23 protein-coding genes and 2 pseudogenes are annotated in these 25,276 nt (G+C 71.6%); 11 read left to right on the top strand and 14 right to left on the bottom strand.

The window, feature by feature from the left end; genetic code table 11:
- Positions 1-18: 18 nt before the first annotated feature.
- Positions 19-598 (bottom strand): annotated as a pseudogene (locus UW392_RS08160) (TetR/AcrR family transcriptional regulator).
- Positions 599-702: 104 nt separating this feature from the next.
- Here UW392_RS08160 and UW392_RS08155 point away from each other — a divergent pair.
- On the top strand, positions 703-3,162 hold the full coding sequence (locus UW392_RS08155) for a beta-glucosidase (RefSeq protein ID WP_320774206.1): 2,460 nt from the start codon (positions 703-705) through the stop codon (positions 3,160-3,162).
- A gap of 90 nt (positions 3,163-3,252) precedes the next feature.
- Here UW392_RS08155 and UW392_RS08150 read toward each other — a convergent pair whose 3' ends face one another.
- Together UW392_RS08150 and UW392_RS08145 are read right to left on the bottom strand one after the other, a co-directional pair.
- On the bottom strand, positions 3,253-4,230 hold the full coding sequence (locus tag UW392_RS08150) for an aldose epimerase family protein (protein WP_320774205.1): 978 nt from the start codon (positions 4,228-4,230) through the stop codon (positions 3,253-3,255).
- A 35-nt stretch (positions 4,231-4,265) separates the two neighbouring features.
- Positions 4,266-5,177, bottom strand: coding sequence for an SGNH/GDSL hydrolase family protein (locus UW392_RS08145; RefSeq protein WP_320774204.1), 912 nt, complete (start codon positions 5,175-5,177; stop codon positions 4,266-4,268).
- 259 nt (positions 5,178-5,436) lie between these two features.
- On the opposite strand from UW392_RS08145, the gene UW392_RS08140 reads away from it, so the two are divergent.
- Complete coding sequence (locus UW392_RS08140) at positions 5,437-5,931, top strand: DUF3145 domain-containing protein (protein ID WP_320774203.1); 495 nt, start codon at positions 5,437-5,439, stop codon at positions 5,929-5,931.
- Between the two features lie 143 nt (positions 5,932-6,074).
- Here UW392_RS08140 and UW392_RS08135 read toward each other — a convergent pair whose 3' ends face one another.
- From UW392_RS08135 to UW392_RS08115, 5 genes are all read right to left on the bottom strand, one after another.
- Complete coding sequence (locus UW392_RS08135) at positions 6,075-7,346, bottom strand: beta-ketoacyl-[acyl-carrier-protein] synthase family protein (RefSeq protein ID WP_320774202.1); 1,272 nt, start codon at positions 7,344-7,346, stop codon at positions 6,075-6,077.
- A gap of 109 nt (positions 7,347-7,455) precedes the next feature.
- The gene (locus UW392_RS08130; protein WP_320774201.1) at positions 7,456-7,704 is read right to left on the bottom strand and encodes an acyl carrier protein; all 249 of its coding nucleotides are present in this window, start codon (positions 7,702-7,704) and stop codon (positions 7,456-7,458) included.
- An 80-nt stretch (positions 7,705-7,784) separates the two neighbouring features.
- The gene (locus UW392_RS08125) at positions 7,785-8,816 is read right to left on the bottom strand and encodes a ketoacyl-ACP synthase III (RefSeq protein WP_320774200.1); all 1,032 of its coding nucleotides are present in this window, start codon (positions 8,814-8,816) and stop codon (positions 7,785-7,787) included.
- A 17-nt stretch (positions 8,817-8,833) separates the two neighbouring features.
- Complete coding sequence (locus UW392_RS08120; RefSeq protein WP_320774199.1) at positions 8,834-9,757, bottom strand: ACP S-malonyltransferase; 924 nt, start codon at positions 9,755-9,757, stop codon at positions 8,834-8,836.
- 89 nt (positions 9,758-9,846) lie between these two features.
- Positions 9,847-11,052 (bottom strand): helix-turn-helix domain-containing protein, encoded by a 1,206-nt coding sequence (locus tag UW392_RS08115; protein WP_320774198.1) that lies wholly within the window; start codon positions 11,050-11,052, stop codon positions 9,847-9,849.
- Positions 11,053-11,125: 73 nt separating this feature from the next.
- On the opposite strand from UW392_RS08115, the gene UW392_RS08110 reads away from it, so the two are divergent.
- Complete coding sequence (locus UW392_RS08110; protein ID WP_320774223.1) at positions 11,126-11,779, top strand: pirin family protein; 654 nt, start codon at positions 11,126-11,128, stop codon at positions 11,777-11,779.
- 33 nt (positions 11,780-11,812) lie between these two features.
- Here UW392_RS08110 and UW392_RS08105 read toward each other — a convergent pair whose 3' ends face one another.
- Genes UW392_RS08105 through UW392_RS08095 form a run of 3 tightly spaced genes read right to left on the bottom strand, consistent with a single transcriptional unit; the run spans position 11,813 to position 14,301 of the window.
- The gene (locus tag UW392_RS08105) at positions 11,813-12,943 is read right to left on the bottom strand and encodes a DUF5954 family protein (RefSeq protein ID WP_320774197.1); all 1,131 of its coding nucleotides are present in this window, start codon (positions 12,941-12,943) and stop codon (positions 11,813-11,815) included.
- Positions 12,944-12,992: 49 nt separating this feature from the next.
- Positions 12,993-13,811 carry a serine hydrolase domain-containing protein gene (locus UW392_RS08100; RefSeq protein ID WP_320774196.1) on the bottom strand — a complete coding sequence of 273 codons (819 nt, stop codon included), beginning with the start codon at positions 13,809-13,811 and terminating at the stop codon, positions 12,993-12,995.
- 19 nt (positions 13,812-13,830) lie between these two features.
- The gene (locus tag UW392_RS08095) at positions 13,831-14,301 is read right to left on the bottom strand and encodes a GNAT family N-acetyltransferase (RefSeq protein WP_320774195.1); all 471 of its coding nucleotides are present in this window, start codon (positions 14,299-14,301) and stop codon (positions 13,831-13,833) included.
- 91 nt (positions 14,302-14,392) lie between these two features.
- Here UW392_RS08095 and UW392_RS08090 point away from each other — a divergent pair, with 91 nt between their 5' ends.
- Positions 14,393-14,872 carry a MerR family transcriptional regulator gene (locus tag UW392_RS08090; protein ID WP_320774194.1) on the top strand — a complete coding sequence of 160 codons (480 nt, stop codon included), beginning with the start codon at positions 14,393-14,395 and terminating at the stop codon, positions 14,870-14,872.
- A gap of 7 nt (positions 14,873-14,879) precedes the next feature.
- On the opposite strand, the gene UW392_RS08085 is transcribed toward UW392_RS08090, so the two are convergent.
- Both UW392_RS08085 and UW392_RS08080 read right to left on the bottom strand, forming a co-directional pair.
- Positions 14,880-15,740, bottom strand: coding sequence for a DUF4429 domain-containing protein (locus tag UW392_RS08085; RefSeq protein ID WP_320774193.1), 861 nt, complete (start codon positions 15,738-15,740; stop codon positions 14,880-14,882).
- Between the two features lie 67 nt (positions 15,741-15,807).
- Positions 15,808-17,031, bottom strand: a complete 1,224-nt coding sequence (locus UW392_RS08080; protein WP_320774192.1) for an alpha/beta hydrolase — start codon at positions 17,029-17,031, stop codon at positions 15,808-15,810.
- 203 nt (positions 17,032-17,234) lie between these two features.
- On the opposite strand from UW392_RS08080, the gene UW392_RS08075 reads away from it, so the two are divergent.
- Together UW392_RS08075 and UW392_RS08070 are read left to right on the top strand one after the other, a co-directional pair.
- Positions 17,235-18,845, top strand: coding sequence for an MFS transporter (locus UW392_RS08075; RefSeq protein ID WP_320774191.1), 1,611 nt, complete (start codon positions 17,235-17,237; stop codon positions 18,843-18,845).
- 90 nt (positions 18,846-18,935) lie between these two features.
- Positions 18,936-19,232 (top strand): small hydrophobic protein, encoded by a 297-nt coding sequence (locus tag UW392_RS08070; RefSeq protein ID WP_320774190.1) that lies wholly within the window; start codon positions 18,936-18,938, stop codon positions 19,230-19,232.
- A gap of 310 nt (positions 19,233-19,542) precedes the next feature.
- Here the strand turns inward: UW392_RS08070 and aceE are convergent, their stop codons facing one another.
- Entirely contained in the window at positions 19,543-22,275 is a 2,733-nt protein-coding gene (aceE, locus tag UW392_RS08065) for a pyruvate dehydrogenase (acetyl-transferring), homodimeric type (RefSeq protein WP_320774189.1), read from the bottom strand.
- Between the two features lie 398 nt (positions 22,276-22,673).
- Here aceE and UW392_RS08060 point away from each other — a divergent pair, with 398 nt between their 5' ends.
- From UW392_RS08060 to UW392_RS08040, 5 genes and pseudogenes are all read left to right on the top strand, one after another.
- Complete coding sequence (locus UW392_RS08060; RefSeq protein WP_320774188.1) at positions 22,674-23,111, top strand: DUF3052 domain-containing protein; 438 nt, start codon at positions 22,674-22,676, stop codon at positions 23,109-23,111.
- 125 nt (positions 23,112-23,236) lie between these two features.
- Positions 23,237-23,710 (top strand): peroxiredoxin, encoded by a 474-nt coding sequence (locus UW392_RS08055; RefSeq protein WP_320774222.1) that lies wholly within the window; start codon positions 23,237-23,239, stop codon positions 23,708-23,710.
- Between the two features lie 113 nt (positions 23,711-23,823).
- The gene (locus UW392_RS08050) at positions 23,824-24,399 is read left to right on the top strand and encodes a calcium homeostasis/redox stress adaptation protein (protein WP_320774187.1); all 576 of its coding nucleotides are present in this window, start codon (positions 23,824-23,826) and stop codon (positions 24,397-24,399) included.
- A 97-nt stretch (positions 24,400-24,496) separates the two neighbouring features.
- Entirely contained in the window at positions 24,497-25,072 is a 576-nt protein-coding gene (locus tag UW392_RS08045) for a TerD family protein (RefSeq protein ID WP_320774186.1), read from the top strand.
- 48 nt (positions 25,073-25,120) lie between these two features.
- Positions 25,121-25,276, top strand: a pseudogene (locus UW392_RS08040) (DUF475 domain-containing protein); the annotation flags it as partial.

Genomic DNA, 25,276 nt, shown 5'->3' with positions numbered 1-25,276 from the left:
CACGCTACGGGGCGTTGCTCAGGAGGACTCGCCCAGCAGCGTCAGGAAGTCCCGGAACACCGCCGGCATGTCCACCGACTCCGGATCGAGCAGCCACTGGTACTGCAGCCCGTCCAACACCGCCACCAGCAGCGGCGCCGCCCGCTCCGGCGTCAGGCCGCTCGGCAGCCGGTCGCCGTACTCCGCGCGCAGCAGCTCCGCCATGGAGCCGCGCACCTCCCCGTACCGCTCCGCGAAGTACCCGCGCGCCGGATGCCCCTCCGTGACGCTCTCCCCGAGCAGCGCGGAGAAGGTCTGGATGATCCCCGGCCGCATCGCGTTGTACTCGACCAGCGAGGAGAGCAGGTCGAGGCGGAGCCGTCCGCCGGGCAGCGCGTCCCAGTGGTCCCGTTCCCGCAGTACCGCGACGAGCAGCGCGTCCTTGGTGGGGAAGTGGTGCAGCAGCCCCTGCTGGGTGAGCCCGACCCGCTCGGCGACGGCGGCGAGGCTCGCGCCCCGGTACCCCCGCTCGGCGATCACCTCCAGGGCGGCCCGCACGATCTCCGCGCGCCGTTCCGCGCCTTTCGCCCTGGTCGTCATGGGCGTCACGGTACGGCATACGGAGGAGCGCCACATCACAGCAAGGTCACGAAACCTACCGATCACCAGGGGTCGGGTGCAGGATGTGACCGACGGAGCGGCTCACTACGCGGAGGTGGAGCGGTGGCGGATACAGCGGTGCCCCAAGGGCCCGAGGCGGCCCGTGAGGAGGCCGTCGAGGCGGCCCTCGGCAAACTCGACCTGGCGGCGAAGACCCGGCTCCTGGCCGGGCAGGACATGTGGTCCCTGCCGGCCCTCCCGGAGATCGGCCTGGACTCCCTGGTGATGTCCGACGGCCCGATCGGCGTACGGGGCGTGCGCTGGAGCGCCGACGACCCCTCCGTGGCGCTGCCCTCGCCGACCGCGCTCGCCGCGTCCTGGGACCCGGAGCTGGCCCGCCGCGCCGGCGTCCTGCTCGCCCAGGAGGCCCGCCGCAAGGGCGTCCACGTCCTGCTCGCCCCCACCGTCAACCTGCACCGCTCCCCGCTCGGCGGCCGCCACTTCGAGGCGTACAGCGAGGACCCGTACCTGACGGGACGCATCGGCACCGGCTATGTCACCGGCGTCCAGTCCGGCGGCGTCGGCACCACCGTCAAGCACTTCGTCGCCAACGACGCCGAGACCGACCGCTTCACCGTGGACAACCTGGTCTCCGAGCGCGCGCTGCGCGAGCTGTACCTGACCCCCTTCGAGATGATCGTCGCCGACGCCTCCCCCTGGGGCGTCATGACCGCCTACAACTCCGTCAACGGCCCGACGATGACCGAGCACCGCCGTCTCGTCCAGGACGTGCTGCGCGGCGAGTGGGGCTTCGACGGCTTCAACGTCTCCGACTGGACCGCCGCCCGCTCCACCACCGGCGCCCTGCGCGGCGGCCTCGACGTGGCGATGCCCGGCCCGGTGACCGTCTACGGCGACGCCCTCGCGCGGGCCGTGCGCGCCGGGCAGGTCCAGGAGAGCGAGGTCGACGAGGCCGTCCGCAACGTCCTGCGGCTCGCCGCCCGCGTCGGCGCCCTGGAGGGCGCCGCACCCGTCGTCACCGAGGTGCCCGCCCCCGTCGACGGCGCGGCCCTCGCCCGCGAGATCGCCCGCCGCTCCTTCGTCCTCGTCCGCAACGAGACCCGTGCCGGCGCCGCCAAGGTGCTCCCGCTGGAGCCCGGCCGCTCGGTCGCCCTCATCGGCGCCGCCGCCCGCGACGCCCGCGTCCTCGGCGGCGGCTCCGCCACCGTCTTCCCCGCGCACGTCGTCTCCCCGCTCGACGGCCTCACCGATGCCCTCCCCGACGGCACCCTCACCTACGCCGTCGGCGCCGACCCGAACACCGAACTCGCCGTCGCCGCCAAGGGCTTCGACCTGCGCGCCGTCTGCCACGACGCCGACGGCGCGACCCTGGGCACCGCCACCGCCCCCGACGGCCACGTCCAGTGGATGGGCTCCGACCTCCCCGCCGGAGTCACCCACGACAGGCTGCACACCGTCACACTCACCGGCACCTTCACCCCGCGCGAGACCGGCACCCACACCTTCGGCATCAAGGGCATGGGCGCCTTCGCCCTCACCGTCGACGGCACGACGTACTTCGACGACGTCCAGCGCCCCGCCAAGGAGGACCCCTTCCTGGCCTTCTTCGGCGCCCCGGAGCCCCGCGCCGAGGTGGAGCTGACCGCCGGGCGGCCGGTCGACGTCAGCCTCCGCTACACCGTCGAACTCCCCGACGACCTCGCCATGAAGGTCATCACCTTCTCGCTCTGCCACGCCGAGCCGGTCCGCGACCCGGACGAGCTGATCGCCGAGGCCGTGGCGGCCGCCCGCGCCGCGCACACCGCCGTGGTCGTCGTCGCCACCACCGAACGCGTCGAGTCCGAGGGCTTCGACCGCACCGACCTCAGGCTCCCCGGCCGCCAGGACGACCTGGTCCGCGCCGTCGCCGCCGCCAACCCGCGCACCGTCGTGGTCGTCAACTCCGGCTCCCCGGTGGAACTGCCCTGGCGGGACGAGGTCGCCGCAGTCCTGCTGTCCTGGTTCCCGGGCCAGGAAGGCGGCGCGGCGCTCGCCGACGTCCTCACCGGCGCCCACGAGCCCGGCGGCCGGCTCCCCACCACCTGGGGCTCCCTCGACGACGCCCCGGTCACCCGGGTCGTCCCGGAGAACGGCGAACTCCCGTACACGGAGGACGTCTTCATCGGCTACCGCGCCTGGGAGCGGGAACGCCGCACCCCCGCCTACCCGTTCGGCCACGGCCTCGGCTACACCGACTGGACCTACGACTCGCTCCAGGTCTCCGGCACCACCGTCAGGGTCCGCCTCCGCAACACCGGCGACCGCTCCGGCCGCGAGGTCGTCCAGTTCTACCTGGCCCCCGCCGTACCGGACAGTACCCGGCCCGCCCGTGTCCTCGCCGGGTTCGCGACCGTCGAGGCCGCCCCCGGCGAACGCGCCGAGGCCACCGTCGAGCTGCCGCGCCGCGCGTTCGAGACCTGGGACGAGGCGGCGGGCACCTGGTCGTTTGTGAAGGGTTCGTACGAACTCCAGGCCGGGCGCTCGATCGCGGACCGCCGGATCACCGCGACGATTACGGTCTGAGGCAGAGCGGGCTGCCGGTCGAGCGGCGGCCCGTTCGATCAGCCCCGGCCCGGACCTGACGACCGGGCCGGGGCTTGGAACCCTGCGGCGTCAGCGCACCGAGAAGCCGTACACCGTCTCCGACCGGTACACCTCGCCCGGCCGCAGCACGGTGCTCGGGAAGTCGGGCCGGTTCGGCGAGTCGGGGAAGTGCTGCGTCTCCAGCGCGATCCCGTCGCCGGGCGCGAACGGCTCGCCCAGGTGGTCGGCGGTGTACAGCTGAAGGCCCGGTTCGGTGGTCGCCACGGTCAGCACCCGCCCGGACGCCGGGTCGTACACCTCCGCGACCTCCTCGGCGGCCTCCGTCACCCCCTTGTCCAGCACGAAGTTGTGGTCGTACCCCGACCCCGTCTTCCGCGCCTGACGGAAGTCGAACCGCGTCCCGGACACGTCGTCGAGGTCACCGGTCGGGATGAGGCCCTCGTCCACCGGGGTGATCCGCGACGCCGCGAGCCGCAGCTCGTGCCCGCCCGCGTGACCGGCCTCGCGCCCGCCCAGGTTGAAGTAGCTGTGGTTGGTCAGGTTCACCACCGTCGGCACGTCCGTGACCGCCTCGTAGGCGATCCTCAGGGCGCCGTCCTCGTCCAGCGTGTACGTCGCCGACACCTCCAGGCGCCCCGGGAAGCCCTCCTCGCCGTGCGGGCTGACCCGGCGCAGCCGCACCCCGTGCTCCACCGGCGACACGTCCCACACGTACCGGTCGAAGCCGCGCTCCCCGCCGTGCAGCGCGTTCGGCCAGTTGTTGCGGGCGAGGGTGTACGTCTCCCCGTCCAGCGTGAAGCGTCCCCCCGCGATCCGGTTGGCGTACCGCCCGACCAGGGCGCCGAAGTACGGCTCCGGATGGGCGAGATACCCCTCCAGGCCGGCGAACCCCAGCACCACGTCGGCGCTCCGCCCGTCCCGGTCGGGGACCTCGACGGACTGCACGATCCCGCCGTACGACAGGACCCGTACCCGCACGCCCGCCCGCTCCAGGGTCCAGCGGTGGACGGGGGTGCTGTCGGAAAGTGTTCCGAAGAGTTCGTTCATGTGCGGAACTCTAGGACACCAGGACACGGCCGGGGTCAGGACGTCTTCGCGGTGACGGCGCGGTACGCGATCGCCGCCAGCCGGGCCTGCCCGTCCACGCTCGGGTGGAACCAGTCCCAGTGGCTCAGCTGCCCCGTACCGAACCGGTACGCGTGGACCGCGCCGCCGTCCGTACGGCACCGGCGGTCCTCGGCGCAGACGTCCCGCAGCACCTCGTTGTAGTCGTCGACCCGCTTCTCCACGGTCGCGCGCCGCTCCGTGGCCGCCGCGTCCACGGCGTCCGCGTCGCCCAGCATCGAGGGGCAGATCCCCAGCTTCCACACCTGCTTGCCGAGCACGCTGGTCCGCCCCTGGGACCACAGCCGCTTCAGGTCCGGGATGCTCGCCACGTACACCTGCGCCTCGGGCGCCTTCGCCCGCAGGACCCGCAGCGCCTCCTCGAACCGCGTACGGAACTCCGCCACCGGGGTCATCGCCTCCGCCGTCGCCCGGCAGGCGTCGTTGGCCCCCGCCATCACCGTCACCAGCTCCGGCCGGTGCGCCGCCGCGCGGGCCATCTGCCCGGCGAGGTCCGCCATCCGGGCGCCGGTCTCGGCGTGGTTCCAGCTCCGCTCGGCGGCCCGCTCCCTGCCCAGCAGCCGGACGGCGAGACTGTCGACCGCCGCCCGGTCGCCCGTCGCCCACGAGACCTCCGGGCAGTCCGACAGGACCGTGCAGGCGTCGAAGCCGCGGGTGATGGAGTCGCCGACCGCCGCGACCGACGCCGGACTCGTGTCCCACGCCGGAGTGCGCGCCGGAGAGGGTTTCGCGCTGCCGGCCCCCGACCCGGGGGAATCCCCGCCCACGACGTCACACCCCGTGACCCCTACGGCAGCCGCGGCGAGGACGGCGAACACGGCCCGAGCGCGACGGCGGCCCGGTCCGCCCCGGTACGTCCCCACTCCCATGCGCGTCCCGTCCCTCCAGCTCGCTCTCCCACGCTCTTCAACCCATGAGACCCCGTCAGGGTTCCCCGGGGCGCGCGGAGCAACGGCTCACACCCGTACAAGCGTCCTGCCGGGTGAACGGTGAAGGTTTCCCGCTACCGGGACCGACGGTACGTCACACTCCTCGCGCCCCCGCACGGTAGCCTCGCCATCAACACGGCCCGCCGGGCCGCTGCCGCTCGCCCCGTTCCGAGATGTCCCGCTCTGCCCGGAGGTTCCGGTGACGACACGTGGAGTTCTGTACGTGCACTCCGCTCCGCGCGCGCTCTGCCCCCACGTCGAGTGGGCCGTCGCGAGCGTGCTCGGCACGCGCGTCAGCCTGGACTGGATCCGGCAGCCCGCCGCCCCCGGCACCTGGCGCTCGGAGTTCTCCTGGCAGGGCCAGGCCGGTATCGCCTCCCAGCTCGCCTCGGCGCTGCGCGGCTGGCAGCTGCTGCGCTTCGAGGTGACCGCCGAGCCCGGCGCGTCCCACGAGGGCGAGCGCTACAGCTGCACCCCCGACCTGGGCATCTTCCACGCCGTCACCGGCATCCACGGCGACATCCTCATCCCCGAGGACCGCCTGCGCGCCGCCCTGACCCGGGCCCGGACCGGCGAGACGGACCTCCAGTCCGACATCGCCCGCCTCCTCGGCAAACCCTGGGACGACGAACTCGAACCCTTCAGATACGCGGGAGAGGGAGCCCCGGTCCGCTGGCTCCACCAGGTGGTCTAACTTTTCGATGCCGCGCAGGTGAAGCGCCCCTTAAGGGGCGCGGGGAACTGCGCGACCAGCCACGACGCACCCGCACCCGTGACACGACGACGGCCCGACCCCCTAAGACAAGGGACCGGGCCATCACTCTCACGCCAGTGAGATCACACGGACCTGAACGCCAGAACCACGTTGTGCCCACCGAACCCGAACGAGTCGTTCAACGCGGCGATCCGCCCGTCCACGGGCAACTTCCGCGCCTCCCCGCGGACAATGTCCGCGTTGGCCGCGGCCTCGGGATCCAGCTCCCGCACATTGATCGTCGGCGGCGCCAGCCGGTGGTACAGCGCGAGTACGGTCGCGACCGACTCGACACCTCCCGCCCCGCCCAGCAGATGCCCGGTCATGGACTTCGTACCGGAGACGGCCATGTGGTCGACGTCCTCGCCGAACACCTTCCGCAGCGCCTTCAGCTCGGCGATGTCACCGGCCGGCGTCGACGTGGCGTGCGCGTTGACGTGCACGATCTCCGCCGGGTCCAGGCCGGTGTTGTCCAGCAGGTTCTGGAGGGCGTGGGAGATGCCGCGCCCCTCCGGCTCGGGCTGCACGATGTCGTGGCCGTCGGCGGAGATACCCTGCCCGACCGCCTCGGCGTAGACCCGGGCACCGCGCGCGGCGGCGTGCTCGGCGGACTCCAGGACGATCACGCCGGCGCCCTCGCCGAGGACGAAGCCGTCCCGGCCGGTGTCGAAGGGACGCGACGCGCCCTGCGGGTCGTCGTTGTTCTTGGACATCGCCATCATGTTGCCGAACGCGGCGATGGGCAGCGGGTGGATCGCCGCCTCCGTACCGCCGGCGACGACGACGTCGGCACGCCCGGTGCGGATCATCTCGATGCCGTAGCCGATGGCCTCGGCGCCCGACGCGCAGGCGGAGACCGGGGTGTGCACGCCCGCGCGGGCGCCGACGGCGAGACCCACGTTGGCGGAGGGGCCGTTCGGCATCAGCATGGGCACGGTGTGCGGGGAGACGCGGCGTACGCCCTTCTCCTTCAGCACGTCGTACTGGTCGAGCAGGGTCGTCACGCCGCCGATGCCGGAGGCGATGACCGCGCCCAGCCGGTCGGGGTCGACGCTGCCGTCCTCGCCGGCCTTCGCCTCGAAGCCGGCGTCGGCCCACGCCTCCTTGGCGGCGATCAGCGCGAACTGCGCCGACCGGTCCAGGCGGCGGGCCTGCGGCCGCGGAATGGTCTCGGTCGGCTCGACGGCGACCGGCGCGGCGATACGGACCGCCTGCTCGGCGGCCCACTCCTGCTCAAGGGGCTTGACGCCGGACTTGCCGGCGATCAGGCCCTCCCAGGTAGAGGCTGCGTCGCCACCCAGCGGTGTGGTTGCGCCGATACCGGTGACGACCACGGTGCGATTGGTCGGGCTCACGGGAAATCTTTCTCCAACGGATACGAGGAGGACCATCCCCGCTGCTCACGGGGAACGGCGCCACCGCCGGGTGGCGGGGCAGTTCAGCCCAGGACGCTGACCGGGTGGATCAGCTCTGGTGCTTGAGGATGTACTCGGTCGCGTCACCGACGGTCTTGAGGTTCTTGACGTCCTCGTCGGGGATCTTGACGTCGAAGCGCTCTTCGGCGGCGACGACGACCTCGACCATGGACAGCGAGTCGACGTCCAGGTCGTCGGTGAAGGACTTGTCCGTCTGGACGTCCTCGACCGGGATGCCGGCGATCTCGTTCACGATCTCCGCGAGACCGGCGACGATCTCTTCCTGAGTGGCGGCCATGAGGGCGCTCCTTCGTTGTGTTCCGTAAGGGGGTGTGGCGGTGTGTGCCCGTACCGGACGCATGATCCGGCACGGAGTGCCTAGGGGAGGGTAACGACCGTCGCGGCGTAGACGAGACCCGCCCCGAAGCCGATGACGAGTGCGGTGTCGCCGCTCTTCGCCTCGCCGGTCGCCAGGAGCCGCTCCATCGCGAGCGGGATCGAGGCGGCCGAGGTGTTGCCGGTGGTGCGGATGTCACGGGCGACCGTGACGTGCTCCGGCAGCTTGAGCGTCTTCACCATCGAGTCGATGATCCGCACGTTGGCCTGGTGCGGGATGAAGACGTCAAGGTCGTCCGGGCTGATTCCGGCCGCTTCCAGCGCCTGCTGGGCGACCTTCGCCATCTCGAACACGGCCCAGCGGAACACCGCCTGGCCCTCCTGCGTGATCGCAGGAAACTTCACGTTGCCCTCGCGGTCGAGGGGCAGAGCGGACACGTCGCCGATCCGCCACGCGTCCCAGGGCACGGTCTGCTTGATCGTCTCGGACTTGTCGCCCTCCGAGCCCCAGACCGTCGGGCCGATCGCCGGCTCCTTGGACGGGCCGACGACGACCGCGCCCGCGCCGTCACCGAAGAGGAAGGCCGTCGCCCGGTCCTCCAGGTCGGTCAGGTCGGAGAGCCGCTCGACACCGATGACGAGGACGTACTCCGCCGAACCCTCGACGATCATGCCCTTGGCCAGCGTCAGGCCGTAGCCGAAGCCCGCGCAGCCCGCCGAGATGTCGAACGCGGCGGCCTTGTCCGTGCCCAGCTTGTCGGCGATCTCGGTCGCGACGGCCGGGGTCTGGCTGAAGTGCGACACGGTCGACACGACCACGGCGCCGATCTGCGAGGCATCGATACCGGCGTCCGCGATCGCCTTGCCGGACGCCTCGACGGACATCGCGGCGACGGTCTCCTCGGGGCCCGCCCAGTGCCGGGTCTCGATGCCGGAGCGGGAGCGGATCCACTCGTCGGACGAGTCGATCTTCTCCAGGATCACCTCGTTGGGCACCACCCGGGTGGGGCGGTAGCCGCCGACACCGAGGATGCGCGCGTACGGGGCTCCCTTGCTGGGCTTGATCTTCGACATGCTACTCGGGCTCCTTCTCACGCACCGTGTTCCGCGATCAGCTCGCGGGCGGCGTCGAGGTCGGCGGGGGACTTGAGCGCCAGCGTCTTCACGCCCGGCAGCGCGCGCTTGGCCAGCCCGGTCAGGGTGCCACCGGGGCACACCTCGATCAGGGCCGTGACACCCAGCTCCTTGAACGTCTCCATGCACAGGTCCCAGCGGACCGGGTTGGCGACCTGGCCGACCAGCCGGTCCAGGACCTCGGCGCCGCCTGCGACGGTCCGCCCGTCCTTGTTGGAGACGTAGGGCACGGCGGGGTCGGCGGGGGACAGCCCCCGGGCGGCCTCGGCGAGTGTCTCCACCGCCGGAGCCATGTGGTGCGTGTGGAAGGCGCCGGCCACCTTCAGCGGGACGACCTTGCGGACGCCTTCGGGCTTGTCCTCGTTCAGCGCGGCGAGCTGCTCCAGGGTGCCGGCCGCGACGATCTGACCGGCGCCGTTGACGTTCGCCGGGGTCAGACCGAGCTTCTCCAGGTGCTTGACGCTCAGCTCGGGGTCGCCGCCGAGCAGCGCCGACATGCCGGTCTCCGTGACGGCGGCGGCCTCGGCCATCGCCAGGCCGCGCTTGCGCACGAGGGTCAGCGCGGCGGTGTCGTCGAGGACGCCCGCGAAGGCGGCGGCGGTGATCTCGCCGACGCTGTGGCCCGCGACCGCGCCCGGCGCGAGGTCGGAGACGGCACCCAGTGCCGAGGCCGACAGGATCCCGGCGGCGACCAGCAGCGGCTGGGCGACGGCCGTGTCACGGATCGCGTCCGCGTCGGCCTCGGTCCCGTAGTGGGCGAGGTCCAGGCCGATGGCGTCCGACCACGCGGCGACGCGGTCGGCGGCGCCGGGGAGCTGGAGCCAGTCAGTCAGGAAGCCGGGCGTCTGGGCACCCTGGCCGGGAGCGACGAGTACGAGCACTCTCACACTCTCTCTTGGGAACGGGCGTGGCCGCCCGTGGGGACAGGGACGAAGAACGTGAAGGGGTTTTGTGGACCCCCGACAAAAGACTAGGTTCGGGGATCGCCATCGGCCAGACGCCCCAGGATCAGCGCGATCCGCAGGGTGAAGGCGGATCGTACATCGGAAGGCGACCAGCCGGTGACATCAGTCACACGTCGGAGCCGGTAGCGCACGGTGTTGGGGTGAACGAACAGCATCCGGGCGGCCCCCTCCAGACTGCTGGCCTGTTCCAGGTAGACGCTCAGCGTCTCCAGGAGCGCCGCGCCGGCCTCCTCCAGCGGTCTGTAGATCTCCTCCACCAACTGGTCGCGCGCCGCGGGGTCCCCGGCCATCGCGCGCTCCGGCAGGAGATCGTCGGCCAGCACCGGACGCGGCGCGTCCGGCCAGGCCGCGCCCGCCTTCAGACCGGCGGCGGCGGCCTGCGCGGACCGGGTCGCGGCGAGCAGGTCCGGCACCACGGGACCGGCCACCACGGCACCTTGCGCGAACGGCCCGATCAGGGACTTCGCGACGGCGAGGGGGTTGTCGCTGCCGCCCGCGATCACCACGAGCCGGCTGCCGAGCACCCCGGTCAGCACCTGGAGCTTGGCGTGCCGGGCGGCCCGGCGGATCGCCTCCACCGTCAGCTCCGAGTCCCCGTCGGGCGCCGTCCCCAGCACCACGCACACATGCTCCGGCGAGTTCCAGCCGAGCGCCGCGGCCCGGGACACGGCCCCCTCGTCGGCCTCCCCGCTGAGCACGGCGTTCACCACCAGCGACTCCAGGCGCGCGTCCCAGGCACCGCGGGCCTCGGCGGCCTGCGCGTAGACCTGCGCGGTGGCGAAGGCGATCTCCCGCGCGTAGACGAGCAGCGCCTCGCGCAGCACCGACTCGTCGCCGGGCGCCGCGACCTCGTCGATCGCGGACTCCATCACCTCGATCGTGGTCCGCACCATCTCCACGGTCTGCCGCAGCGTGATCGCCCGGGTCAGCTCGCGCGGCGCGGTGCCGAACACGTCGGTGGAGATGGCCTGCGGGGTGTCCGGGCGGCGGAACCACTCCGTGAAGGCGGCGATGCCCGCCTGGGCGACCAGCCCGATCCAGGACCGGTTCTCCGGCGGCATGGCCCGGTACCACGGCAGGGTCTCGTCCATCCGCGCGATCGCCTGCGCGGCGAGCGACCCGGACGACTGCTCCAGCCGCTTCAGGGTCGCGGCGTGCGGGTGTACGGAACGTTCTGCGGCGGGGGGCCTGCTGGCTTCGGGTTCGGGCACGGGACAAGACTGCCTTATCGGGACGGGCACCTGTGGTGCCGGGTCTACGGTGGAGGACGTGACGCACGCAGGGATGGACGTACGCCGCGCCGACGAGCGCTACCCGGGAGGTGACCCGGCGGCCGGCATCACCTCGCGGCACGCCTTCTCCTTCGGCCCCCACTACGACCCCGACAACCTCCGCTTCGGCGCGCTGATCGCCTGCAACGAGGAGCGCCTCGCGCCGGGCGCCGGTTTCGACGAACACCCGCACAGCCACACGGAGATCGTCACGTGGGTGGCCGAGGGCGAGCTGACCCACCGCGACAGCACGGGGCGGCGGTCGGTGATCCACGCCGGGGACGTGCAGCGGCTCAGCGCGGCGGGCGGCGTCCGCCACGTCGAGCGCAACGACGGGGCCACGCCCCTGGTCTTCGTCCAGATGTGGCTGGCCCCGCTGGAGCCCGGCGGCGAACCCTCCTACGAGATCGTCCGCGGCATCGCCGACTCCACGCCGTACGCCCTCCCGGAGGCGGGCGCGTTGCTGCACGTGCGGCGGCTGGGCGCGGGGGAGCGGACGGCGGTCCCGGACGCGGCGTACGTGTACGTCCACGTCGTACGCGGCACGGTCCTGCTCGCCGGGGCGAAGCTGGGCCCCGGTGACGCTGCGCGGATCACCGGCGCCCGGGACCTGGAGACGGAGGCCGCGACCACCGCGGAACTGCTCCTGTGGGAACTGACCGCCTGACCGCCCGGCCCGTGCGGCCGGGCGGCGCTCCGGTCAGCCGCGCCCGTGCCGCTCCCGCCGCTCCCTGACCGCCTTGCGGCGAGCCTCCTCCGCGTCCCACAGGGCCTTCAGCTCAAGGGTGCGCTCGTCGAGTTCGACCGGGGCGTCCTCGTCCTCCTCCCACAGGCCCTGCTCCTTGAGCCGGCGGACCTGGACCTCCACCGGGGGTTCCGGGTCGTAGTCGCTGGGGCGGGGGCCCTCCGGGCCGTCGGGGCCGATGCGGACCAGCCGCTCGACCCGGGTGACGCGGTACCGGGTCCCGTCCACGGTGATGCCGTTGGAGCGTTTCTCGTCGAGCTTGTCCGCCGCGCGGGCGTACTCCGCCTTCTTGTCGTCCGGCAGCCGCAGGGTGAACGGCGCCATGACCCGCAGCCAGCCCGCGAGGGCGTCGCGCGCGGCCTGCGGGGAGGAGTGCGAGGCACCCGGGTTGTGCGCCTGCCACTCGCCGTCCACCCGCTCGGCGACCATGAACACCGCCGGCAGCAGGACCCCGCCGGGACAGGTGTGGGCGGCCCGCCGCGCGTCGGCCCGTACCTCCTCGGGCGCGCCGGGGGCGGACACGACGAGCTGGACCAGGTCGAGCTTGAGCAGGCTGTCGGAGAGCCCGGTGTCGGTGTACGGGTCGACGACGAACCCCTTCGTGCGCGACTTCACCCGGTGGCTCTCCCCGGCCTCCGCCGGGTCGGGGTCGGAGGGACGGGGCGGCTCCGGCCCGCCGTTGCCCATCCGGATGAACCGGGACGCCCGTACGACGCGGAACCGCTCGCCGCGGACCCGGAGGTCGTCGACGACCTCCCGGTCCATGCGCAGGGCCGCCGCCATCCACGTCCCGCGGGCCTTCTCGTCCCCGGCCCGCTCGGCTTCCTGGGCCCGCATCCGGAAGCTGGAGCCCAGGGAGTCCCGGGAGCCCTGCGGGGTGTCGCTGCCGTACTCGGACAGCTCCCAGCCGCCGGTCTCCAGCTCACGGGCGTGGAAGAACTCCGCGAGACCCACCCCCAGCAGCCGGGGGTACCGCTCCCGCGCCTGCCACGCCTCCTGTTCGGCGAAGGCCGCGACGGGGCCCTCCTGTGGGGCCACCCGGAAGGTCAGGTAGCCGGGTGTTCTGTCCGAGGCGTAATCACTCATGTACCGAGCGTGCCCGAGAGCGGGGGCGGTTCGCCGCGGAACGAGAGGATCACACCGATTCGGAGAGCACCGCGTCCGTGAACGGCGGCCAGGCATCCACCGCCCACTGGCCGAAGGCCCGGTCGGCGAGGGCCACGCACGCGAGTCCCGCGTCGGGATCGATCCACAGGAACGTGCCCGACTGGCCGAAGTGCCCGAACGTGCGCGGCGAGGACGCCGACCCCGTCCAGTGCGGGGACTTGGAGTCGCGGATCTCGAAGCCGAGGCCCCAGTCGTTGGGGTTCTGGTGGCCGTAGCCCGGCAGGACGCCCTTCACGCCCGGGTACTGCACGGTCATCGCCTCGGCGACCGTGCGCGGGTCCAGCAGCCGCGGCGCCTGCACCTCGGCGGCGAACCGCAGCAGGTCGGCCACGGAGGAGACGCCGTCCTTGGCGGGGGAGCCGTCGAGGGCCGTCGCGGTCATGCCGAGCGGCGCCAGGACGGCCTGCCGCGCGTACTCCGCGAACGGGATGTCGGTGGCCTTCGCGATGTGGTCGCCGAGCTGCTCGAACCCGGCGTTGGAGTACAGCCGCCGCTCACCGGGCGGAGCGGTCGTACGGTGCTCGTCGAACGCCAGTCCCGAGGTGTGCGCGAGCAGGTGGCGGACGGTGGACCCGGGCGGACCGGCCGGCTCGTCCAGCTCGATGGCGCCCTCCTCGTAGGCGACCAGCGCCGCGTAGGCCGCGAGCGGCTTGGTGACCGAGGCCAGGGGGAAGGGCCGGTCGGACGGTCCGTGTACGCCCAGTACCGTCCCGTCGGCGCGGACGACGCCCGCCGCGGCGGTGGGGACCGGCCAGTTCTCGATCAGCGCGAGGCTCTTCAGCGACATGCCGTCGAGCCTAGGCGGCCTACAGGTAGAGCCGCATGGAGGGTTCGGTGTCGCGCGTGAAGCCCATCGACGCGTACAGCGGCTCGGCCGCCGCCGACGCGGTCAGCATGACCTGCCGGGCGCCCCGCTCCCGGAACCACTCAAGGAGTTCCGCCATGCAGGCCCGCGCGTACCCCCGGCGCCGCGCGTCCGGGTCGGTGGCGACGCTGAACACGTAGCCGACGATCCCGTGCGGATTGCCGGTCCGGCCGATCCGGTACTCCAGCGTCCCCACCACCAGCGCGCCCAGCGCGTCCGGCCGGTCCGGGTGGTCGACGACGAACGCCGCGAAGTCCCCGTCGGGGTCGGCGAGCCGCCCGCGCAGGGCCGGCCGCGACTCGGTCTGCCAGGCGGTCGGGGCGGGCTCGGGGGCCAGGGAGTCGATCATCACCTGGCGCAGGCGCAGGACTTCCCCGATGTCGGCGGGCACGGCACGGCGTACGAGACTCATGCGCCGCACGCTAGTTCGTGGCCGCGCGCGGCGTCGCCGGCTTTTCCCGTTGCTTGCCTGGAGCGCACTCCAGGGTTCTAGCGTGGACGCCATGACGGTGATGCAAAGCAGCACGGCCGCGACGTTCACGCCCGACACCGACACCGACACCGGCGCACCCGCCTCCTGTTCCGCGGCGCCCCGGCGGCACCCCCGCCCCGACGGCCAGGACCGCTACACGATCAGCGAGGTCGTCGCCTTCACCGGGCTGACCGCCCACACCCTGCGCTGGTACGAGCGGATCGGCCTGATGTCCCACATCGACCGCTCGCACACCGGCCAGCGCCGCTACAGCAACCGCGACCTCGACTGGCTCGACTTCGTCGGCAAGCTCCGGCTGACCGGCATGCCCGTCGCCGACATGGTCCGCTACGCCGAACTGGTCCGCGCCGGCGACCACACCTTCGGCGACCGCCGCGACCTCCTGGAGGCGACCCGCCGCGACGTCCTCACCCGCATCGCCGAACTCCAGGACACGCTGTCGGTCCTCGACCTGAAGATCAGCTTCTACGGCCGGGACGACAGGGCCTAGAGCCGGCCTAGAGCTCCGCCAGCAGTTCGGCCTTCTTCACGGAGAACTCCTCGTCCGTGACCAGCCCCGCCTGGTGCAGCTCCCCGAGGTGGCGGATGCGCTCGGCGATGTCCGCCGGGTCCCGGCGGGCGGGTGCCGTCGCGGCCGGAACCGCCACCGGACCGGCCCGGCGGACCGCCGCCAGCACCGCCGCGGCGAACGGCAGCGACTCGTGCACCGCCCCGTACCCCAGCCCGAACACCACGGACGCCGGGTCCTGGTCGACCTGTGCGGGAGCGGCCGGGGCGCCGTCGCGCGGCGCCAGCCGCAGATACCCCTCGAAGACCTCCGGCGAGCGCCACTCCACCCCGCCGAGCGCGGCCACCGGGAACGTCTGGTCGCCGGCCTTCCACTTCGCCGACGACGCCCCGGTCCAGAACCACCGGAAGGCCACCGCCTCCCCGTCGAAGGACGCCTTCGCGTCGTACGCCTTGAAGTGCAGCGGCGCCTCGGGTGCCGCCACCAGATGCCGCTCGGCGGGCCCGGCGCCGCCCCCGGCGACCAGCGGCCGCAGCTCGTCGGCGTAGTACTCCGCGAGCGTCTCCCGCTCGGCCGGCAGCACCAGCCGGTACGGGTCCGACGACTCCTTCAGCTGTCCCGCCGCCGCCTCCAGCAGCGGATCGGCGCCGGGGCGCGGCTCCATCCGCAGGACGACGGTCCCGCGTCTGCCCGGCGCCAGCGTCACGCCCGCGATCGCGTCGAAGGGAACGCTGCGCTCCCCGAGCGCCTGGAACAGCTTCGGTGTTCGAATCCCCCGTTCGTAGCGGATGAGCACGGAGTCGGACTCGAACTCCCAGGCGGCATGAAATCCGGCCAGTACGTCACCCATGCGGCTCATCGTATGCGGCACGAGCTGATACGTCCTATCCCCGCGCAAGCCGCGGTTTCGATCGTCTCTACGCGCGTCCGGCCTTGGCAGCGACGGACAAACCGGCCCGGCAGGTTCCGTCTTCGTCGGCACACTCCACCGAGCGGTATGCGCCAACGCCGATCACCGCGAAGTTGGCGAGACTGCCGGTCCCGGGCGCGAAGTAGCCGCTGTGCCCCTCGGCGCCCCGAGCGGAGAGCACCCGCGCGCCGAACGCCGCCGAGACCGGGTCGGCGCCGTGGCCGAGCCCGCCCCACTCCAGGTACGGCACCGACCGGATCCAGTCGTCGGCGTCCCGCATCGCCCACACCCGGGCGCCGGTGCGCAGCCGCGCGGCGCTCTCCACCCGCATCCCCGGGCTCCCCGCCACCGCCACGTCCGTGACCCGCTCCGGCAGCGAACGGGCGGCCAGCCCGCACACCACCGAGCCGTAGCTGTGGCAGAACAGCGACACCGGTTCCGTCGCCCCGGGCAGCGCGCGCACCAGCGCGTCCAGCCGCACCGCGCCGTCCGCCGCGAGCGTCGCCGTCGCCGCGTCCACCCCGAGCCCGCTGGGCGCGGTGTAGTCGGCCCAGGCGATCACCGCCGTACGCGTCGACGGGCGCGCCGCGCGCTCCGCCCGGTACAGGGAACGGGCCATGCCGACCGGGGCCGCGTACGGGCGCTCGGTGCGCTCGAAGGTGAGCAGGTCGGTGTCGGAGCCGGGGACGACGACGGACACCCGGTCGGCGCGGTCCAGGCTGCCGAACACCTCGGCGACCCGGCCGGAGCCGCTCGGATCGAAGGCGAGGACGTGCCGCCCGGGGCGCAGCAGCGCGTCGTAGCGGTGCACACGGGACCGCGCCTCCTGCTGGCCGGCCGGGGAGAGCCGGGGGTCGTGCACCCGGCGTCTCTCCTCGGCGCGCGCGGTGCCGAGCGCTGTCCGGTTGGCCCGGTAGCGCAGCGTCACGGGGGCGCCGTTCATGTTGCCGACGGCGAGGGGGTAGCGGCGGGCCAGAGAGCCGCGCTGCGCCTCGGTGAGCGAGGCGAAGAAGCGCGCGAGGCGGACGGGGCCGGCGCCGGTGTCCGGCAGTCGGCGTCCGTCGATCCGGCCGTGCTCCCACGCGGCGACCGACGCCTGGAGCGCCGTCGCCTGCCGCTGGTTGCGCAGGGCCGTCCAGCCGGTGGTCGCGAGCATCACGAACACCACGGCCAGCGCGAGCAGCGCCCGCCATACGTTCAGTTGCGGGGAGGAGGTGTCGAAAGAAGTCACTGGGAGGACACACTAGGAGAACGAGACGGTCTCGGGTGGGTCAAGTGACACGGATCACGTTTCGATCATGGCATAGGGGAACAGGGGGGCGGGGTTGCGCCCGTGTCGCGCCCGTGTCGCGCGAACTCACCATGAATTCCCTTTAGTTACTGATTCACCAATTGGTTTGTCAGTTGTCAGTGGCTGTCACTAGCCTCGAAAACATGACTAGTCAGACCACCGTCGAAGCGACAGGGCCGGGGGGCGACGGGCCGTCGGACTCCGGGCCGGCCAAGGGGCTGCGCGGCCACCCCTGGGTCACCCTCGTAACCGTCGCGGTAGGGGTCATGATGGTGGCCCTGGACGGCACCATCGTGGCCATCGCCAACCCGGCCATCGGCAAGGACCTCGGCGCGAGCTGGTCCGAGCTGCAATGGATCACCAACGCGTACTTCCTCGCTCTCGCGGTCACCCTGATCACCGCGGGAAAGCTCGGTGACCGGTTCGGTCACCGGCAGACCTTCCTGATCGGCGTGGCGGGCTTCGCCGCGTCGTCCGGCGCCATCGGGCTGTCCGGCAGCATCACCGCGGTCATCGTCTTCCGCGTCTTCCAGGGGCTGTTCGGGGCGCTGCTCATGCCCGCGGCGCTGGGGCTGCTGCGGGCCACCTTCCCGGCCGAGAAGCTCAACATGGCCATCGGCATCTGGGGCATGGTCATCGGCGCGTCCACCGCCGGCGGGCCGATCCTCGGCGGTGTGCTCGTCGAGCACGTCAACTGGCAGTCGGTGTTCTTCATCAACGTGCCGGTGGGTGTGCTGGCGCTGATCCTGGGTGTGCTGATCCTGCTGGACCACCGGGCGGAGAACGCGCCGCGGTCCTTCGATCTCCCGGGGATCGGGCTGCTGTCGGCGTCGATGTTCTGCCTGGTGTGGGCGCTCATCAAGGCCCCCGAGTGGGGCTGGGGCGACGGCAAGACGTGGCTCTTCATAGCGGTGTCGGTCGTCGGCTTCGGGCTCTTCGCGTTCTGGGAGACGCGGGTGCGGGAGCCGTTGATCCCGCTGGCGATGTTCCGCTCCGTGCCGTTGTCCGCGGGTGTCGTCCTGATGGTGCTGATGGCCATCGCCTTCATGGGCGGGCTGTTCTTCGTCACCTTCTACCTGCAGAACGTGCACGGCATGAGCCCGGTCGACGCGGGTCTCCATCTGCTGCCGCTGACCGCGATGATGATCGTCGGATCGCCCGCGGCGGGGGCGATGATCACGAAGGTCGGGCCGCGGATTCCGCTGGCCGGTGGCATGGCGCTCACCGCGATCGCCATGTACGGCATGTCGACGCTGGAGGCCGACACCGGCAGCGTCGTGATGTCCGTCTGGTTCGCGCTGCTCGGGCTCGGGCTCGCGCCCGTCATGGTCGGCGCGACGGAAGTCATCGTCGGCAACGCGCCGTTGGAGCTGTCCGGTGTCGCCGGGGGTCTCCAGCAGGCGGCCATGCAGATCGGCGGCAGCCTCGGCACGGCGGTGCTCGGTGCGGTGATGGCGTCCAAGGTGGACAGCGATCTCGCCGGGAACTGGGCGGAGGCGGGGCTGCCGCAGGCGTCGCCCGAGCAGTTGGACGCCGCGGCGGAGGCGGTGCAGCAGGGGATCGCACCGGTGCCGGAGGGTACGCCCGCGCCGATCGCGGCGAAGATCGCCGATGTCGCGCACGACACGTTCATCTCCGGGATGAGTCTGGCGTGCCTGACGGCGGCCGGGGTGGCGGTGGTGGCGGTGTTCGTCGCGTTCCTCACCAAGCGGGGGGAGAACGCGGAGGCGGGTGCGGGAGTCGGCCATATCTGACCGCACTTGATCTGATCCGGCCGGAGTCGGTCCGTGGAGCGGGGGTACTCGTACGTCGAACCCGAACTCGTCCGAAGGTTCAGGGAGTTGATGATGACGAGCTATGGACAAGGAACGCGCAAGTACCCCCGCTCACGCGGCCGGACGGGGTCTCGGAGCGGGCCGGATCGCGCGACGCTCGGGATCATCGGGACCATCTGCGCGATCGCCGGTTTCTTCGTGCTGGGGATCATCCTCGGGCCCGCGGCGATCGTCTGCGGCTGGTTGGCCATGGGCCGGTCATGGGCGCTCTCCCGGGCTGCTCTGCCGGCTGTCGTGGCGGTGGTGCTGGGAGCGATAGACACGCTGGTCGCGCTGCTCGCGTTGACGGGCAACGGCGTTCTCTGACTCGCTCCGCACAGAAGGTGCAAAAGGCACAGAAGACAGGGCCCCCACCGGCTTGGCCGGCAGGGGCCCGTCTTCATGTCTGCGGGTGCCTGCGGCGCATGTGCGGGCGGGGTGGGGTGCGCGTAGCGGCGGCGGTTGCGTCGTGGGGCGGGGCCGGGGCGGGGGTGTCCGTCCTCGGAACGGCGCGGAGCCGTCCTTCGCGGAGGTGTCCCGGCGTTGACGCGCCGTCCGCTGCGGGCGGACACCCCCGCCCCGTCCCCTCACCGCCGTACGCGACCGGCGGTCGCGTACGGCGGTGAGGGGACGGCCCCTACGCGTCGCCCCCTGCGGCCCCCGGCTCCGCGGCCGAGACGTCCAGTACGCGGTAGCGGTCCACCGCCTGCTTCAGGACCGAGCGGTCCACCTTTCCCTCCGCCGCCAGCTCCGTCAGGACGGCCACGGCCACCGACTGCGCGTCGATGTGGAAGAAGCGGCGCGCGGCGCCCCGTGTGTCCGCGAAGCCGAAGCCGTCCGCGCCCAGCGACTGGTACCGGCCCGGCACCCACCGCGCGATCTGGTCGGGTACCGCCCGCATCCAGTCGGAGACGGCCACGAACGGCCCCTGCGCCGCGGACAGCTTCCGGGTCACGTACGGGACCTGCTGCTCCTCCTCCGGGTGCAGCAGGTTGTGCTCCTCGCACGCCACCGCCTCGCGCCGCAGCTCGTTCCAGGAGGTCGCCGACCAGACGTCGGCCCGTACGTCCCAGTCCTCCGCGAGGATGCGCTGGGCCTCGACGGCCCAGGGCAGGGCGACACCGGACGCCAGGATCTGCGCCGGGATCGAGCCGCCCGTGCCCTCGCTGAAGCGGTACACGCCCTTGAGGATGCCGTCGACGTCGACGTTCTCGGGTTCGGCCGGGTGCTGGATCGGCTCGTTGTAGACGGTGAGGTAGTAGAAGACGTCCTCGCTGTCCGGGCCGTACATCCGGCGCAGACCGTCCTCGACGATGTGCGCGATCTCGAAGCCGAACGCCGGGTCGTACGCCACGCACGCCGGATTGGTCGACGCCAGGAGCTGGGAGTGGCCGTCCGCGTGCTGGAGGCCCTCGCCGGTGAGGGTCGTGCGGCCGGCCGTCGCGCCGAGGACGAAGCCCCGGGACAGCTGGTCGCCCATCTGCCAGAACTGGTCGCCGGTGCGCTGGAAACCGAACATCGAGTAGAAGACGTAGACCGGGATCAGCGGCTCGCCGTGGGTCGCGTACGCCGAGCCCGCGGCGATCAGGGAGGCCGTGCAGCCCGCCTCGGAGATGCCGTCGTGCAGCATCTGGCCGTTCGGCGACTCCTTGTAGGCGAGGAGGAGGTCACGGTCGACCGACTCGTACTGCTGGCCGAGCGGATTGTAGATCTTCGCACTCGGGAAGAAGCTGTCCATGCCGAACGTGCGGTACTCGTCCGGGGCGATGAGTACGAAGCGCTTGCCGATCTCCTTGTCCCGCATGAGATCTTTCAGGAGGCGGACGAAGGCCATCGTCGTCGCGATGGACTGGTTGCCCGAGCCCTTCTTCACGGTCGCGTAGGTCTTGTCGGAGGGGAGTCGCAGCGGCTTCGCGCGGACCACGCGGGTCGGGACGTAGCCGCCCAGCGCCTTGCGGCGGTCGTGCATGTACTGCATCTCCTCCGTGTCCCGGCCCGGGTGGTAGTACGGCGGCGGGCCGGACTCCAGCTCCTGGTCGGAGATCGGCAGGTGCAGCCGGTCACGGAAGCGCTTGAGGTCGTCGACCGTCAGCTTCTTCATCTGGTGGGTGGCGTTGCGGCCCTCGAAGTTCGGGCCGAGGGTCCATCCCTTGACGGTCTTGGCGAGGATGACCGTGGGCTGGCCCTCGTGTTCGAGGGCCGCCTTGTACGCGGCGTAGATCTTCCTGTGGTCGTGGCCGCCCCGGCCCAGGTGGAGGATCTGGTCGTCGGTCATGTTCTCGACCATCGCCCGCAGCCGGTGGTCGTCACCGAAGAAGTGGTCGCGGATGTAGGCGCCGGACTCGGTCGCGTAGGTCTGGAACTGGCCGTCCGGTGTGGTGTTCATGCGGTTGACCAGGACGCCGTCGCGGTCCTGGGCCAGCAGCGGGTCCCAGGTGCGGTCCCAGACCAGTTTGATGACGTTCCAGCCGGCGCCCCGGAAGACCGACTCCAGCTCCTGGATGATCTTCCCGTTGCCGCGGACCGGGCCGTCGAGGCGCTGGAGGTTGCAGTTGACCACGAAGGTCAGGTTGTCCAGGCCCTCGCGGGCCGCGATGGAGAGCTGGCCCAGCGACTCGGGCTCGTCCATCTCGCCGTCCCCGAGGAACGCCCAGACGTGCGACTTCGACGTGTCGGCGATCCCGCGCGCGTGCATGTAGCGGTTCATCCGCGCCTGGTAGATCGCGCCGATCGGGCCGAGGCCCATCGAGACCGTCGGGAACTCCCAGAAGTCCGGCATCGAGCGCGGGTGGGGGTAGGAGGAGAGCGCGTGGGGGGCCTTCGACTTCTCCTGGCGGAAGCCGTCCAGGTGGTCCTCGGTCAGGCGGTCCAGGAGGAACGCGCGGGCGTAGATGCCGGGGGAGGCGTGGCCCTGGAAGAAGACCTGGTCGCCGCCGTCGCCCTCGTCCTTGCCGCGGAAGAAGTGGTTGAAGCCCACGTCGTAGAGGGAGGCGGAGGACGCGAAGGTCGCGATGTGGCCGCCGACTCCGATGCCGGGGCGCTGGGCCCGGGAGACCATCACGGCCGCGTTCCAGCGCGTGGCGTTGAGGACCTTGCGCTCGATCTCCTCGTTGCCCGGGAAGAACGGCTCGCTCTTGGTCGGGATCGTGTTCACGTAGTCCGTGCTGCGCATCTCCGGCACGGCCACCCGCTTCTCACGGGCGCGCTCGATCAGCCGCAGCATCAGATACCGGGCCCGCTCCCGGCCGCGCTCGTCGACGGCGGCGTCCAGGGAGTCGAGCCACTCCTGGGTCTCCTCGGGATCGAAGTCAGGGACCTGACTCGGAAGGCCGCCAATGATGATCGGGTTGCGATCGGATGCGGAAGCCACGCTGTTCCTTCACTGTCAGAGGGCCGATGGGTCGGGCGTCCACCGGAGGTATCGGAGAGTGCCGGCGCCGTTCACCATCGTGGACCTACCAGGGACGAACGTCATCTCTACTCGGTGGTAATCAGTTCCTCCGCCGGTCCTGTGGGCACGTTCTTTCGGATCTCGTACCCCTGCATGGTTCCCAATTACGCAAACGGGGCAGATAGGTGTGGTGTACGTCACCTTCGGTGTCGAGGGGCGTGCCTGGAGTTGCGGTGACACGGTCGGGATCGTCACCGTTTCGGCGGTCCCAGCGGCCGGGTACTTGCGCGATCCGTCCCGCCCGTGTGGACTACGGCCAATGCTTCGCGCACGCGCGTGGCTAGACATTCCCGAAAACCATGATCAGGAGGCAACCCGTGAGCGCGACCGCGGACCACGCGGAGGAGCGGACGAACCCTGCCGCCAGGCTGGGGTTCCAGCCCGGGCAGGTGGTCCAGGAGATCGGCTACGACGACGACGTCGACCAGGAGCTCCGCGAGGCCATTGAGGGCGTCATCGCTAGCGACCTGGTGGACGAGGACTACGAGGACGTGGCCGATGCCGTCGTGCTCTGGTTCCGTGACGATGACGGCGACCTGACGGATGCGCTGGTGGATGCCACCACGTACATCGAGGAGGGCGGGGCGATCCTGCTCCTCACGCCGAAGACCGGCCGTCCCGGATACGTCGAGGCCAGCGACATCTCGGAAGCCGCGACGACGGCGGGCCTGACGGCGGCCAAGAGCGTCAGCGTCGGCAAGGACTGGAGCGGCAGCCGGCTGGCGACGCCGAAGGCCGCCAAGTCCAAGCGCTGACCGCGATACGGCACTGACCCCGGGAGCGGCGGCTCCGACCCCCCGGTCGGCCCGCCCGTTCCCGGGGCTGATCCCTGCGTAGGGTGTTCCGCGTGAGCAACCCCTCCGAAGGGACGGACCAGGCGATGGCGATCCAGGTCGGTGACAAGGCCCCCGACTTCGAGCTGAAGGACAACCACGGCGCGACCGTGCGGCTGTCCGCGTTCCGCGGCGAGAAGAACGTGGTGCTGCTCTTCTATCCGTTCGCCTTCACCGGCGTCTGCACGGGCGAGCTGTGCGAGGTCCGCGACAACCTGCCGCGTTTCACCGACCGCGACACCCAGGTGCTCGCCGTCTCCAACGACTCCATCCACACCCTGCGCGTCTTCGGCGAGCAGGAAGGGCTGGAGTACCCCCTGCTCTCCGACTTCTGGCCGCACGGCGAGGTCTCGCGCGCCTACGGCGTCTTCGACGAGGGCAAGGGCTGCGCCGTGCGCGGCACCTTCGTCATCGACCGGGAGGGCGTCGTCCGCTGGACGGTCGTCAACGGCCTCCCCGACGCCCGGGACCTCGGCCAGTACGTCGAGGCACTCGACCGCCTCCGGGACGACACCCCGTGAATTGTCGGGCGCAGGGCCTGCGGGGTGCGGGAACCCGTCACTAGGATCGAATCGTTGATCCGACATCCGACGCACTTCGGGGCTTCCCGCCCCCGGACACCAATGGAGGACCCGTGGGAGTCAGCCTCAGCAAGGGCGGCAACGTATCGCTGACCAAGGAGGCCCCCGGCCTGACGGCGGTCATCGTCGGTCTGGGCTGGGACGTGCGGACCACGACCGGCACCGACTTCGACCTCGACGCCAGCGCGCTGCTGCTGAACAGCTCCGGCAAGGTCGGCAGCGACCAGCACTTCATCTTCTTCAACAACCTGAAGAGCCCCGACGGCTCGGTGGAGCACACCGGCGACAACATCACCGGTGAGGGCGAGGGCGACGACGAGCAGATCAAGATCGACCTCGCCACCGTCCCGGCCGACATCGAGAAGATCGTCTTCCCGGTCTCCATCTACGACGCCGAGAACCGCCAGCAGTCCTTCGGCCAGGTGCGCAACGCGTTCATCCGGGTCGTCAACCAGGCCGGCGGCGCCGAGATCGCCCGCTACGACCTCTCCGAGGACGCCTCCACCGAGACCGCCATGGTCTTCGGCGAGCTGTACCGGCACGGCGCGGAGTGGAAGTTCCGCGCCATCGGCCAGGGCTACGCCTCCGGCCTGCGCGGCATCGCGCAGGACTTCGGTGTGAACGTCTAGGGCAGAACCTCGTGGTCCGGCGCCGCACGCCCGCGTGCGGCGCCGCCACGCGCACGAAGAGCACGGCAGAACCACCACCCGGGGAGGGACCAGCAGTATGGGCGTCACGCTTGCCAAGGGAGGCAATGTCTCCCTGTCCAAGGCCGCACCGAACCTCACTCAGGTGATGGTCGGGCTCGGCTGGGACGCGCGCTCCACCACCGGAGCCCCCTTCGACCTCGACGCCAGCGCGCTGGTGTGCGGCGACGGCCGCGTGCTCGGGGACGAATGGTTCGTCTTCTACAACCAGCTGAAGAGCCCGGACGGCTCCGTCGAGCACACCGGCGACAACCTCACCGGTGAGGGCGACGGCGACGACGAGTCGCTGCTGATCGACCTCTCCAAGGTGCCCGAGCGCTGCGACAAGATTGTTTTCCCGGTCTCCATTCACCTGGCGGACGAGCGCAATCAGACGTTCGGACAGGTCAGCAACGCTTTCATCCGGGTCGTCAATCAGGCCGACGGCCAGGAACTGGCCCGCTACGACCTCAGTGAGGACGCCTCCTCCGAGACCGCGATGATCTTCGGCGAGGTCTACCGCTACCAGGGCGAGTGGAAGTTCCGGGCAGTGGGGCAGGGGTACGCGTCGGGGCTCCGGGGCATCGCTCTAGACTTCGGAGTCAACGTTTCGTAAAGCCGAGTACGGCGCGGGGGAACCCCGTACACGACGATTGGGTAGCCAGTGCTTCTGAAAACCTTCGGCTGGTCGTTCGCGGTCACCGCGCTCGGCCTGGTCGCGGCGGTCTTCTACGGGGGGTGGACCGCTTTCGGTGTCGTGGCGATCCTCTCCGTCCTGGAAATCTCGCTGTCCTTCGACAACGCGGTGGTCAACGCCGGA

The organism is Streptomyces sp. CRN 30, from assembly GCF_034105845.1.
This window is presented reverse-complemented; position numbering and strand designations above follow the sequence as displayed.